The 14,099-nt window shown below is 47.0% G+C and carries 11 protein-coding genes and 1 pseudogene; 11 read left to right on the forward strand and 1 reads right to left on the reverse strand.

The window, feature by feature from the left end; translation table 11 throughout:
* Positions 1 to 63: 63 nt before the first annotated feature.
* A pseudogene (locus JOD24_RS12305) lies at positions 64 to 666 on the reverse strand (magnesium transporter); the annotation flags it as partial.
* 204 nt (positions 667 to 870) lie between these two features.
* Between JOD24_RS12305 and JOD24_RS12310 the strand changes: the two are divergent.
* From JOD24_RS12310 to JOD24_RS12360, 11 genes are all read left to right on the forward strand, one after another.
* Positions 871 to 1,911 (forward strand): iron-siderophore ABC transporter substrate-binding protein, encoded by a 1,041-nt coding sequence (locus JOD24_RS12310; protein WP_380164645.1) that lies wholly within the window; start codon positions 871 to 873, stop codon positions 1,909 to 1,911.
* Positions 1,901 to 2,944, forward strand: coding sequence for a FecCD family ABC transporter permease (locus JOD24_RS12315; protein ID WP_429246998.1), 1,044 nt, complete (start codon positions 1,901 to 1,903; stop codon positions 2,942 to 2,944). Before JOD24_RS12310 ends, JOD24_RS12315 begins: the two co-directional genes overlap by 11 nt.
* Positions 2,941 to 3,978: a FecCD family ABC transporter permease gene (locus JOD24_RS12320; RefSeq protein WP_380164641.1), complete on the forward strand. Its 1,038-nt coding sequence runs from the start codon at positions 2,941 to 2,943 to the stop codon at positions 3,976 to 3,978. Before JOD24_RS12315 ends, JOD24_RS12320 begins: the two co-directional genes overlap by 4 nt.
* Positions 3,978 to 4,781 (forward strand): ABC transporter ATP-binding protein, encoded by an 804-nt coding sequence (locus JOD24_RS12325; RefSeq protein WP_429246999.1) that lies wholly within the window; start codon positions 3,978 to 3,980, stop codon positions 4,779 to 4,781. Before JOD24_RS12320 ends, JOD24_RS12325 begins: the two co-directional genes overlap by 1 nt.
* Positions 4,782 to 5,572: 791 nt before the next feature.
* Positions 5,573 to 6,901: an NCS2 family permease gene (locus JOD24_RS12330; RefSeq protein WP_380164637.1), complete on the forward strand. Its 1,329-nt coding sequence runs from the start codon at positions 5,573 to 5,575 to the stop codon at positions 6,899 to 6,901.
* Between the two features lie 272 nt (positions 6,902 to 7,173).
* Complete coding sequence (locus tag JOD24_RS12335; protein WP_380164635.1) at positions 7,174 to 7,845, forward strand: GntR family transcriptional regulator; 672 nt, start codon at positions 7,174 to 7,176, stop codon at positions 7,843 to 7,845.
* Positions 7,846 to 7,861: 16 nt separating this feature from the next.
* The gene (locus tag JOD24_RS12340) at positions 7,862 to 8,647 is read left to right on the forward strand and encodes a carbon-nitrogen family hydrolase (RefSeq protein WP_380164633.1); all 786 of its coding nucleotides are present in this window, start codon (positions 7,862 to 7,864) and stop codon (positions 8,645 to 8,647) included.
* Positions 8,648 to 8,672: 25 nt separating this feature from the next.
* Positions 8,673 to 9,362 (forward strand): DUF2848 domain-containing protein, encoded by a 690-nt coding sequence (locus JOD24_RS12345; RefSeq protein WP_380164631.1) that lies wholly within the window; start codon positions 8,673 to 8,675, stop codon positions 9,360 to 9,362.
* A 28-nt stretch (positions 9,363 to 9,390) separates the two neighbouring features.
* Complete coding sequence (locus JOD24_RS12350; protein WP_380164629.1) at positions 9,391 to 10,614, forward strand: NRAMP family divalent metal transporter; 1,224 nt, start codon at positions 9,391 to 9,393, stop codon at positions 10,612 to 10,614.
* A 184-nt stretch (positions 10,615 to 10,798) separates the two neighbouring features.
* Positions 10,799 to 11,989 carry a peptidase MA family metallohydrolase gene (locus tag JOD24_RS12355; protein WP_429247000.1) on the forward strand — a complete coding sequence of 397 codons (1,191 nt, stop codon included), beginning with the start codon at positions 10,799 to 10,801 and terminating at the stop codon, positions 11,987 to 11,989.
* 382 nt (positions 11,990 to 12,371) lie between these two features.
* Positions 12,372 to 13,622: an HAD-IIA family hydrolase gene (locus JOD24_RS12360; protein ID WP_429247001.1), complete on the forward strand. Its 1,251-nt coding sequence runs from the start codon at positions 12,372 to 12,374 to the stop codon at positions 13,620 to 13,622.
* Positions 13,623 to 14,099 lie beyond the last annotated feature (477 nt).

Here is a 14,099-nt window from a genome sequence, read left to right on the forward strand (position 1 = left end):
TCCCACAGCAAATTTAAACCCAGTGACAAATATCCATATTCGTCACTGGGTTTAAATTTTCCTTTACGTCAAATAGGAAATGAATAGGATAGCAATGCCGAAGTAAATCAGCAGGGACAAGATATCATTGATCGTTGTAATCAAGGGCCCTGATGCAACAGCCGGATCGGCTTTACATTTATACAAAATTAGCGGGATGATGGTTCCAGCAAGGGTTCCGATGATCAGGGTGGCTAAGAGGGAGAGACCGACAACGAAGCCAAGTATCCAGCGTCCTCTCCAGACATAGGCGACCGTCGCAATGAGGATCGCACAAGTGAGTCCAATAATCATCCCTACTAATAGCTCACTCCATAGAAGCTTAGTAGCCTTTTTCAGATCCAGGGGTTCAGATACCAGGCCACGAACGACGACTGCAAGAGATTGTGTCCCTGTATTTCCTGTCATACCGGCAATCATCGGCATGAAAAAGGCAAGAGCGACCACGGCCTTTAAAGTCTCCTCGAAACTTTCAATAATTCCCCCGGAAATTAATCCGATGAATAATAATAGAATTAGCCAAGGAAGTCTTTTCCCTGCTGCCACAAGAGGTTTGGTATGAAAATCGATTTCCTTTCCCGAAGCCGTCAGCTTCCCGATATCTTCATCAGCTTCTTGATGGATGACATGATGAATAGGGCGAATCAACACGCCTGGAATACCGAGATATCGCAGCTTTATCCAAATTACGGTTAATAAGCAGTCTTGTTGACAACATAAGAAAAATAACTTACATTATCTAAAAGTGATAATCATTATCGATTAGGTATGATGTTAGGTTTTACAATCGACTGATTCATTTCAAAAAATAAAAGGTAGGTAAGAGTACATATGCAGATCAAAAAAACATTTTTACTCCTGTTAACATTGGGGATCGTGGCTTCTCTCGCATTAGTAGGTTGTTCGAGTCAGTCTGCAAAAAGTGAGTCTGAATCAACTGAAACGAAAACTGGTGCACAATATCCCATCAAGATTAAACATGCTTTAGGTGAGACGGTGATCAAAAGCAAACCCAAACGAATTGTAACCATTCAGTGGGGAAACCAGGATATTGCTTTAGCACTGGGAGTCGTGCCAGTTGGATTTTCAGCTGCAAACTTTGGTGTTCAAGATGATAGTGGTTTGTTACCATGGACAAAGAAAGAGCTAGATAAACTTGGAGAAAAGAAACCGAATGTTTTCCAAGATACGGATGGTCTGGATTTTGAAGCGATTGCGGATGCGCAACCAGATGTCATTCTTGCTGCATATTCTGGCATTACAGCTGAAGACTATGAAACATTATCCCAAATTGCTCCCGTGGTTGCCTATCCATCTTCACCATGGACAACTACATGGCGTGAACAAGTTAAATTGAATGCTGCCGGCATGGGTATGAAAAAAGAGGGTGAACAATTAATTAAAGACACGGAAGACCTCATTTCTAAAAAATTAGCTGATTACCCACAAATTAAAGGTAAAAAAGTAGTGTGGGTGAACTTCTCAGCTAAAGATTTATCTCAATTGCACATTTATACTCCAGCTGATTCCCGCGGAGCTCTTTTGGAAGAGTTTGGTTTGAAGTATCCAGATAGTGTTAAGGAAATGATTAAAGATCCAAAGGACTACACTTTGAGGTTGAGTGCTGAAAATGTAGAGGCTTTATACGATGCAGATCTCATCGTGGGTTATGGGGATGATGCTTTATACAAAACAATTAAAGCAGACCCGCTACTAGGGAAAATTCCTGCAGTTAAAAGAGGCTCTGTGGCCTTCATTCCAAGTGAATCGCCTATTGTAGCGGCAGGAACTCCAACCCCACTTTCCATCGAATATACCATTGATGAATATTTGGAGTTAATTGGTGGTGCAATAGATAAAATTGAACAATAATTCCTCTCCCTCTGTTAAAAAGCGTCTTGATTTACATGTACCGAAGCACTTTTCGCTCATTTTAGTGGTGGGACTTGTTTTATTGATTGTGACAATCATGGCTTCACTTGTATTAGGCGCTAAGGTGGTTCGTTTTCAAGAATTAATAGATGGGTTGTTTTATCAAAATCAGGATTCTTATGGTGCGATCGTAGTGCAAAAGCGAATTTCGCGGACGATCTTTAGTTTGTGCTGTGGTGCATCATTAGGAATTGCGGGTGTGCTTATGCAATCTGTGACACGTAACCCATTAGCTGACCCGAGTATTTTAGGCGTGAACACAGGTGCGGCCTTGTTTGTAGTAAGTGGTATTACATTTTTTAATATCACTTCAGCAGGTCAGTACATTGGGTTAGCATTAATCGGAGCTACTGTAACAGCCGTTTTCGTATTTGGAATAGGTTCTATGGGGCGTGGCGGCGCCACGCCCATTAAATTGGTTTTAGCCGGATCTGCCACGAGTGCGGCTTTATCTTCATTGGTAACAGCTATTATGATTCCGAGTTCATATGCGATGGATCAATTTAGATATTGGCAGGTAGGGAGTGTCGGCTCAGGATCATGGGATTCCATCATCAGCTTTTTACCTTTTTTACTATTTGGAGTGGTGATTGCATTTATCTCAGCACCTGCACTAAATGCATTGGCATTAGGTGATGATACTGCCACAGGTCTGGGTGTAAGGCCGGGTTTGCTACGAGTCATTGCAATTTGTGCAGGCGTTATTTTATGCGGAGTAACGACTGCTTTGGCGGGGCCCATTGGCTTTATTGGCCTTTTAGCCACACATGCGATGCGCTTAGTTGTTGGTCCAGATTTACGTTTTCTAGTTCCTATGTCAGCATTGGCTGGAGCGATTATTTTAACATTTTCTGATGTGGTTGGTAGACTGATCGGAAGCCCTGGAGAGCTTGAAGTAGGTATTGTTACAGCGTTTATCGGTGCACCCATCCTCATCTTACTAGCTAAGAAATCGAAGGTGAGGTCATTATGAGCAAGCAATTTGCTGAAGTGAATTTGATTAAGGAAGGTATGCATCAAAGGAAAAGACGTTGGGTTTTTGTGACCTCACTTCTAAGTGTTTTAGCTGTGGCACTTTGTTGTGCCATGCTATTATTAGGGAATACGATTTATCCAGTGGATGTCGTGATTCGTTCATTATTAGGCGAAGAAATCCCAGGAGCCAATTTTGCAGTCAATATGATTCGACTTCCGCGAATGCTCTCGGGCTTATTTGCTGGATTTGCTTTTGGTGTAGCCGGGTATATTTTTCAAACGCTGTTACGAAACCCATTAGCCAATCCCAATATCTTAGGGATTACTTCTGGCTCCAGTGCTGCCGCTGTATTTTGTATTACCGTACTCCATGCAAGTAAAACGGTTGAATCTATTGCAGCTGTTATTGGAGGATTAATTACAGTCATCGTCATGTATCTATTTTCTCGTGGCCGATCTTTCTCTATTGGCCGTTTAATTATAGTTGGAATTGGGTTGCAAGCGATGTTAGATGCAGTTATTTCGTATTTGATTCTTCAAAGTGCTCAACAAGATATTGCGGGAGCACTGAGATGGTTAAGTGGTAGTTTAAATGGCATAAAAATGGATGAAGTACTTCCTCTAATGACCATAGTGGCTGTATTGACACCCATCATGCTATTACTTAGCAAACAGTTAAGCATGCTCGAATTAGGCGACCCCATGGCAACGTCACTGGGTGTAGCAACCGATAGATTGCGAGTGATCTTAATCGTAAGTTCCGTATTTATGATTGCAATGGCTACAGCAACCACGGGACCCATCGCTTTTCTATCCTTTTTAGCGGGGCCCATCGCGAATCGGCTCGTGGGTGTGAGTGCTTCAAATCTTCTCCCAGCAGGTTTAGTGGGTGCGAATCTTGTATTATTTGCAGATTTAATCGGACAGTTTGCATTTGAATATAGATTCCCAGTCGGTGTGATTACGGCATTAATCGGAGCGCCCTATTTAATCTATTTACTCATCCGAATGAACCGAAAGGGAGAATTGTAATGAGCAATACACATGATTTTCGAGTCGATCAGTTGATTTCTGGCTATGACGATCACATGATCATTCATGGAATTGACCTTGAAATTCCAAAAAACAAAATCAGTGTCATGATCGGTGCAAATGGTTGTGGAAAGTCCACATTGTTAAAGACGATGGCCAAACTGATCAAACCTACAGAAGGGAATGTCACGCTCAACGGTAAAGCGATTCACAAATATCCTCCCAAGCAATTGGCGCGTATTTTGGGGCTTCTTCCGCAGTCTCCCGTCGTTCCTGATGGGATTACGGTTGCGGATTTAGTCGGTAGAGGGAGGTTTCCGCATCAATCATTATTTAGCGGATGGACGAAAAAGGATTATGAAGCTGTCGAAGATGCGATGGAATTTATGAATATTACTGAGTTTGCAAATCATGATATTGATGAACTCTCAGGGGGACAAAGGCAGCGTGTATGGATTGCCATGGCCCTAGCCCAACAAACAGATATTTTATTTCTAGATGAACCGACGACCTTTTTAAATATCACGTATCAGATCGAGATCCTGGACTTACTAACAAATTTAAATCGGAAATATGGAACCACGATCGTCATGGTATTGCACGATATTAATTTATCCGCACGCTATGCAGACTATATTTTTGCCGTGAAAAGTGGAGAGCTGGTTGCAGAAGGAAAACCTACTGAAGTCTTAACAAGCGATCTTGTCAAATCTGTTTTTGATTTAAACTGTGTTGTCATTCCAGATCCCGTTTCAGATACCCCTTTAATTATTCCCAAAGGACGTTATCATGTAAATGATTGACATATATTGATGCGGTGAGGCTTCTTCCAGTGATAAAGGACATGAAGCAAAACAGAGGCTATACAAGCTCAGAATCGCAACTTTTAGATGTTGATTGAGCCACGAAAAAATCTTCATTTGCCAGCGGATGTCCTTGAGATTCACCAACTGCTTAAGAATCTTCCGATCGGGTAGCTTTAAACTATGATTGAGTGAGGCTTTAAGCCCAGATCCGAGCGAACAGGGATGTTGTTTTACAACCTACCCCTGTTTTTTTTGGTGGTATTCATAATATTCATTTAACTGATTGGATTTGCCTCACTCCAAAGGCCCTCTTGTCAGACTTCTCCCCTGGGTGGTTGGCTTCTTAGTGCCTGTGGCTGCCACTATCTCGGGGCTTGAGTCCCCCCTAATTTCAAAGGCGTGTTGATTAGCTATATTTTAGGCAGGAAATAAGGTCGGGATGGTGGGACGGTGAAGGGTCTTTGCGTTCTTTGCAAGAGATCATAGCCGTCCCACCAACGATGGGGCAATGGGAACAGGAAAGGGTCGTTTCGTTCCCATCGTCCACTTTATGGTTCATCAACAGTGTTCCATTCGTGCCTTTCTTTTCTAGCATGATTACTTATACCAGCTTTGTGATGGATTAAAATCTGTAGGGCAGATGTGTTGGGGGCTTTATATCGATTTACCTGATTTTATTGGTTTTAATATTCTCTGAAACCCTTTAATATAAACGTTATTGCATTATATTGTATGGGCATGGTATTCAGTGGGAACAACAACATCATGCTGGAAGGGGATTTTGACACGTGAACAACGAACCGAATGCCTTGGCCCGTTATTTCCGGTTCGGGCAGCATGGTACCAACCTGAAAACCGAAATACTAGCCGGGGTCACCACCTTTTTGACGATGGCATACGTTCTCCTAGTCAACCCGTTTCTCCTTGGAAAAGAGGCGGGGATGGATTTTGGAGCCGTCTTTGTTGCTACAGCGTTGGCATCAGCTATTGGGTCTCTATTGATGGGCCTCTTTGCTAACTATCCGATTGTACTGGCTCCAGGAATGGGATTGAATGCATACTTCACCTATACAGTGGTTCTCGGGATGAACGTGCCTTGGCAGACCGCTTTGGGTGCTGTCTTTATCTCTGGAGTGATTTTTTTATTGCTGACAGTGACCAAAGTTCGGGAGCTGATCATCAACTCGATCCCCCCGGTGCTGAAAAATTCGGTAGCAGCGGGAATCGGGATCTATATTGCTTTCATCGGCTTGAAAAACGCTGAGCTGATTGTCGCCAATAAATCTACCTTCGTTTCTCTGAACGGCGATCTGATGAAACCGGAGATCTTGCTGACCCTTTTCGGGTTGGTGCTCACCTTGTTCCTGATGGTACGGAAGGTGAAGGGTGCGGTCTTTATCGGCATGATCGGTATTGCGGTAGTGGGAATGATCATCGGTGTGGTGAAGATTCCTACCCAGTTTTTCTCCGCACCGCCAAGTCTGGCTCCCACCTTTTTGCAAATGGATATTATGGGCGCATTGGACATGGGGTTTTTCGCCATTATCTTTGCTTTTCTCTTTGTGGATCTTTTTGATACTGCCGGTACTTTGGTGGGTGTGGCCAATCAAGCGGGCCTTTTGAAAGAGAACCGACTGCCCCGAGCCGGTCGTGCGCTCACAGCGGATTCCTTGGCCACCATGTCTGGAGCCGCTTTGGGAACTTCCACTGTCACTTCCTATGTGGAGTCCACTGCAGGTGTGGCGGCGGGGGGACGGACGGGAATGACCGCCGTCACCTCCGCTGCGCTGTTTCTACTGGCGCTCTTCTTTTTCCCGCTGGTGGAAAACTTCGCATCGGTGTCGGCGATCACCTCACCTGCACTGATCATCGTCGGGATCTTGATGGCTTCCAGCCTGAAAGAGATCGAATGGAAGGATCTCACCGAAGGAGCGCCCGCTTTTCTGACTGTGGTGATGATGCCGCTGACCTATAGTATTGCAACCGGTATTGCCATCGGTTTTATCCTGTATCCTTTGGTCAAGATCTTTGCTGGAAAGGCAAGGCAAGTCCATCCCATTATGTATGTGTTGGCTGTGGTCTTTATCGCTCGCTTTGTCTTTCTCGGAAGCATCTGAATCCGAGGGAGTGACCCGTTTCTTGGGAAACGGGTTTTTTGTTTCATTTATGCAGGGATTGGATGGTTTTACCTGTGACAGAATTGAATTTATATATTTACTTTTGGACAATGTATTCTGTACTATGTATACATAGTGCATGGGGGGTGTCTGGTGAATTTGTATTTAGGGGCGAGGCACTCGGGACGTGAGTCCATTGCTTTTTAAAACGGAGGGCACTCTCTTGACTAACCTGAATTACCAAGAATCTGAGAAAGAGGTTGGTTCATATAATGCCTGAGTTGGATATCGGTTCGGAGATTAAGAAGGAGACTGTACACCAGGCTACCTATAACCAGTTGAAACATGCGATTCTCACCGGCAAACTCACTCCGGATGTTTTTTATACGGAGACAGATTTTTCCCATGAGTTAAACATCTCACGCACACCTGTCAGAGAGGCCGTCAAGGATTTAATCCATGATCATCTGCTTCTACCCGTTCCGAGGAAAGGTCTGAAAGTGAGAGAATTTACGGAATCGGAAGTGGAACAGATTTTTCTGGTTAGAAAAGCGATTGAGAGTCAAGTAATTGGCCAACTTTTGAAAACGGTTACAGAAGAGCAGATTTCCTTCTTGGCAAAACTGGTGGAAGATCAGATGCGAACCATTGAAGCTGATGACAGGATCGCTTTCATCAAATTGGATCAGAAATTCCATCATCGGATGATCCGGTTTGTTCATTATGAGCTGATCGAGGAATTGATCATCAAACTTCACAACATGACCCGTCTCATCGGCCATCAAGCGATTAAAAAACAGGGTAGGACGGAAGAGGTGATCCGCGAACATCGGGAGATTCTAGAGGCCCTGAAACGAGGGGAGACAGAACGAGCTAAACAAGCGATGGTAACTCATCTGGAAAACACGCAGCAATCCTATCGCATAGTGAAGACCCAGTCATGATGGGAGGGAATCGGAAGTGAAATACGCGATCTATCAAATGAATATTGCCATGGGAGATCCTGAGAAAAACCGCGACAAAGTACGGGCCTGGTTGGACCAGGTGGCCCAGGTGGAGAAACCGGATGTGGTGGTGTTGCCTGAGATGTGGACCACTGCCTATACCTTGCCGCAATTGGAGGAGGTGGCAGATCGAAACGGGGAGCCTACCCTTTCGTTCTTGCAATCCTTGGCCAAAGAATACAGTGTTCACATGATTGGCGGCTCGGTTGCCAACTATAAAGGACAAGGTTTTTACAACACAGCCCTGGTTGTGAATCGTGGTGGTACGTTGATCCATCAGTATGACAAGATCCATCTGGTTCCGATGCTGGATGAACCCCGGTATTTAAAGGGAGGTGAGAAGGGGGTCGAGGTATTTGAACTGGATGGAGTAAAGATGGGGCTGATCATCTGTTATGACTTGCGCTTTCCGGAGCTGGCGAGAAAGCTGGCTCTGGAGGGGGTGGAGGTTCTTCACGTCGTTGCCGAATGGCCGACCGCCAGATTGGATCATTGGAAAACTCTACAAATGGCCCGGGCGATCGAGAATCAGATGTTCGTCGTCTCTTGCAATTCCGTCGGTTTACAGGACGGAGTCGATTTTGCTGGAACTTCAATGATCATCGACCCATGGGGAAATGTGCTGGAATCAGGTAGCAAAGATCAGGAAGAGACCTTGACAGGGGAGCTCTCCCTGGAACTGGTCTCCCAAGTGAGAAAAGATGTCCCCGTATTTGACAGTAGAATGCCCGAACTTTACTGAATTCCTTGATTTGGAGGCTGTTCAATTGGAAAACAAATTGATTCTCAATGTACAAGGAACTGATGAAACGATCGAGCTGCTTGCAAATCATGTGTTTAACGCTGGTTATGCCGGAAGCGACCAGGAAAAAGTACAGGAACATATCGATGAACTGGCGAAACTGGGGGTTCCCGTCCCATCAACCACCCCCACTCTGTATCCGATTGCGGATTATTTGCCGACGACTACGGATCGCATTCAGGTACAGCATCAGGAAACAAGCGGAGAGATCGAATATGTTCTCATCCGGGCCCAAGGGGAATGGTTTGTCACGGTGGGAAGTGATCATACGGATCGGAAGTTGGAGACATTCAATGTTCCCATGTCAAAACAAGCTTACCCCAATATCATTGCTCAAGATGTTTGGCGCTTGAAAGATGTGAAAGATCATTGGGAGCAGCTGGAACTGGAATGTTGGGTGACTGCGGAGGGAGAACGGCAACTGTATCAAAAAGGAAGCTGTGCAGACTTGATGACTCCGGAACAATGGCAAGAACTTTTTGCACAGATGAATGTGGAGGAAGAGGGGAATTTGTTTTTCTCCGCTACGATCAACACCGTGGCCAAGTCGCTGACATTTGCGGAAAGGTATGAGTTTGAAATGCGGGATCCGGTGTTGAACCGGGTGATCCAGCATCAATATGAGGTAGACCTGCTATCTGCACCTATAGAGTAAATCCTACAGCAAGAATGGAGGGCCGGACATGAATCAACTGAATACCTCATCCGGGTCAGATCCCAAAGCGAATCAGCGGTTGATGTGGGGAGCCATTTTCCTGATGGCCACCTCCTCCATCGGTCCGGCTTTTTTGACACAAACGGCTGTTTTTACAGAACAATTTGCAGCCAATTTCGCTTTTGCGATCTTGGCCTCACTCATTATTGATATCGGTGCCCAATTGAATATCTGGCGGATCATCACCGTTTCAGGGAAGCGGGGGCAGGATGTGGCCAATATGGTGCTGCCTGGTCTGGGCTCGGTGATCGCCGTTTTGATCGTTTTCGGGGGATTGGCCTTTAATATCGGAAATGTGGCTGGGGCGGGGCTAGGCCTCAATGTCCTCTTCGGGATCTCGCCGGTGACCGGAGCCGTGATCACAGGCATTCTCGCCATCATCATATTCAGTTTGAAGGATGCGGGAAAAGCGATGGATATCGTGGCTCAGGCATTGGGGGCTCTCATGCTGGTGATGGTTGGTTACGTGATGTTCTCCACTCATCCGCCAGCAGGTGACGCCCTAGTGAAATCCATCCTCCCAGATGATTACGGAGCTCTTCTATTACCGATGATTACGCTGGTCGGGGGAACCGTGGGTGGGTATATCACCTTTGCAGGGGGACATCGTCTGGTCGATGCTGGAGTTGTCGGTAAGAAGTACGTTCCTTTTGTCAGCAAAGCGGCCAACCTCGGCGTTTTGACGACGGGTATCATGCGTATCTTTCTGTTCCTGGCTGTACTCGGTGTGGTTGCCGCCGGATATACGCTCAATCCAGGCAATCCGGCAGCATCGGTCTTTCAAATCGCACTGGGAGATGTAGGTTATAAAATCTTCGGGATCGTGCTTTTTTCAGCGGCGATGACCTCGGTGATCGGATGTGCTTATACCAGTGTCTCCTTTTTGCGATCCTTTCATCGATCCATTGAGAAATACAACAATTGGATTATCATCGCTTTCATTGCCTTTTCCACATTGATTTTCGCAGTCGTGGGTCAACCGGTGAACATTTTGGTAATCGCAGGATCTTTGAATGGTTTGATCCTCCCGCTGACACTGGGATCGATCCTGTTGGCATCCAGGAAGCGAGAAGTGGTGGGGGATTATCATCACCCCACTTGGCTGATACTGCTAGGGATCCTCGCTGTGGTGGTCACCTTGGTCGCCGGCTGGTTCTCTTTGCAGGGAATCGCTGATCTGTGGAACAAATAATGGATCTTCAAGGAAAGGGAGCCGAAGGGCTCCCTTTTTTCATGGTTTTTAGATGCATAAAGGGGTATTGATTTGAGCGAAACTAAGATGTGTCAGATCCAGCCTATCTTCCTCTTCGCATTGTAACTGAATGACCAGACACGATCTGATCCTATCATTATCGCTTTCCCTGGAGGTCATGCCATTGATACGAAAGGGATCCATACGGATACTGGTGCTTTTGCTGGTGATCGGCATGGTTTTGTCGGGAGGGGCGGGATCCCTTTCGCGAAAAGTCCACGGCAGTGAGCCTGAGGCTCAGATGCAGATCCGCCATGTGATTCAGGAAAAGCAGGATGCAGTCAACCAAAGGGATCAAAAGCTTTTTTTAAGCCGTCTCCATCCGGAGATGAAAACCTATATTCAAGAGCAAAAACGTTGGTTTGATGATGCGGTGCAATGGATAGATCCCGGATCCTACCGGTTGCGAGTCATCTCCATGATTCCCTGGAAAGAGCATCAGATTCGAGTGTGGATGGAACAGCGTTATACCCGGAAAGGGAACACCTTCACCCTCAAGTACCCCGTCCTGTTTCAGGAGACAGCCGCCGGGTGGAAGGATGCTGATTTTCCCCTTCACCATCTGACCCGCGGCGATGTCACCGTTCGCTACTCGGACACCGGTCTGGCTGATCAGGCGGCGATCGCCCTGGAGACGGGACATAAAGCGATTCAGGAATTAAAACGAGAAATGGGTTGGATGCCGAAGCATCTGGTGGAAGTGAAAATCTATCATCGACCGGATTGGTTCCGACAGTCGGTCAAACTTTCCCTCCCTCCATGGGCGGGAGGCTGGCATGAGGAGGGAGAGTCTATCAAGCTGATCGGAGCCCGTGGAACGGAGCGGCAGTTGATCTCCTCTGGGGTCGTTCATGAAGTAACTCATCTGATGGTCAGTGAGATGACCGGGGATAATGCCGCCTACTGGTTGCAAGAAGGTGCCGCAGAATATTTTCAATCCCACTTGTTGCCAGGGTTGCACAACCGGGAGGAATCTAATAAGGAACGTCCTCGCTGGTCCTTGTCGCAACTGACGAAGGCCAATCTGGAACAGATGGGAGACCAGGAGGCGACGGCCTACTACACTCAGTGTTATCAAGTGTTCCGGTTTTTGATGGAAACCTACGGAGAGGAAAAAGTGAAACGCCTGTTTTCCGTGTTGCAACTCAGTCCGGAGGAAGATCGGGACACCATCGGCAAGCTCTCTTTGACCAACCGACGGACCGAGGCTGCTCTGAAAAAAACCTTGGGGAAATCCCTGACGGAATTGGAACGGGATTGGTTGCGGCAACTGCAAAAAGGGAAAGGAAAGGACCATCCTCCGTCGCATCCATAGATCACCCCTTTTCCGTGAAAGGATTGCATCAATCGCTATGTCGACCCCATCTTTGTAATTCAATGGGTCTGTTCTGCTGGATGCTCGAGTGATACGGGCATCTTTTATATTGGGAACACCTGAGTAACGAATGGCAGGTCGGGAACGGTTTGAGTTCCAATTTGCAGAATATAGGTAAGGATGCTACGTTTATGAAGGTATTATCTCTCTAGAAGCATGGTGAAAAAGTCACCACAGGGAGGGGCGTGGGTTTGCCAGAACAAAACCTGTTCAGACCGTCCCAGATCGATGTAAATCATAATACTTCTAGAGTGGGATTCTGATAGGTGCATCCCAACCCAGGATCCACCGAGTGGGAGATGGTGAGGAGGAGTGAGCGGGGATGGAACCAACGAAACTATTTGATGCGTTTGACGTATTTTTGTTTGATCTAGATGGTGTCATCTATGTAGGCCCGAAGGCTCTGCCTGGGGCCGTAAAAGTACTAAAACAACTGCGTTCCCGAGGTAAGACGATCCGGTTTCTGACCAATAATCCTTGTATGACACGAAGGCAGACCGTAGTTAGGCTGAACCGCCTTGGAATTGAAGCCTTGGAGGATGAAGTGATCTCCTCAGGCTGGGCAACGGCAAAACATCTGCAGGAACAGCAGGTGGGATCTGTCTATGTGCTCGGGGATGAGCATCTGAAGCAGGAATGCCGGGATGTCGGACTGGACATTGTGGAGGTCAACGATGCGGAGGCCGTCGTCGTCGGTTGGAGCGACGATTTGAGATTACGGGATCTCCAAAGCGCGGTGACGCGCATCGCGGATGGCGCCTCGTTCATTGCCACGAATGGGGATGGGAGCTGCCCAGGGCCCGATGGGCCCAGGATGGCGGTGGGAACCGTCGTGGAAGCGATCCGGATGGCTTCGGGCAAATCACCTTACATCGTAGGAAAGCCTCATCCATATATGTTTCAAAAAGCACTGCAACATGTGGAGAAGTCCCGGGCCATCATGTTCGGGGATACCCCTGATACGGATATTGTGGGCGCACACCGGATCGGCATCTCGGCTATCTTGATATCCAGTGAGCCCTATGCCGGATATTCTTCTGTTCAGGACTATCGGAAGCCCGATGCAGTGATTCCCCATCTTCGCAAGCTCTTAGACGAGGAGATTCGGTTGGAGCGTTGGGTCCCGCCGGATTTTCCTTGGCCGGATGACATTAAGCCTGGAGTGGCGGGCATTGTCATGGATGAACGCGGGAGAGTCTTATTGATGAGGCGGGCAGACAATGGGTGCTGGGCTGTCCCGTCGGGTCATGTGGAGCGGGGAGAAAGTGTAGAAGAGGCGATCGTGCGGGAGATTCGTGAGGAGACCGGATTGCAAGTGGAAGTGAAGCGGTTGATCGGTCTGTATTCCGATCCAAAATCGCAAGTATTCACCTATCGAAATGGAGCAACGGCTCAGTTTGTGACCGCCTGCTTTCGTTGTGAAAGGGTGGGTGGGGCGCTTGTCACAACAGGAGACGAAACCTTGGATGTGAACTACTTCGAAGTGGACAGGCTCCCCGAACCCATACTCAAGATGCATCCTGGCTGGATTGAGGATGCCTTTGCAGGGGAGTCCTTTCGCATTTTCCCTTAGGGTGTTTCTGATCCCTCTATTAGGCCGATGGGACCGTCTCCGACCGCTTGCAAAAAAACGCACAGCGGGGGATTCAAAGGATCTTCGCTGGTCCCACAGGCCTCACTTTCTTTTCTCATTGGTACTGAATGACATGATACCCCTGAAACGAACCGGTTACATAGTCATAGTTAGGTTGTGACTGACTTGGGGTCCTTCCCGTACTTAGTCAGTGAAGTGCTCACAATTAAACCCTGAGTTGGCAAGAGTGGGATTTCTCATCTTCATAAAGTAAAGAGGGACTGGCTTGGTGATTTCCTATCGGGAATATGTCCCTGAGTAGAGGCATCACATCTGGTGAAAGATCTTTATAAAAAAAGTTGTTGACCCTAAGTGCGGATCGTGTTAAATTAATATTTGTCGCCGCGAGATCAGCTCGACCGAGCCGGTCCGAGGCAGACGAAAGAAAAAGAAAAAAGCTGTTGACAAGAACAACTG

The organism is Kroppenstedtia sanguinis (assembly GCF_050433445.1).
GTDB classification, from domain to species: Bacteria; Bacillota; Bacilli; order Thermoactinomycetales; family DSM-45169; genus Kroppenstedtia; species Kroppenstedtia sanguinis.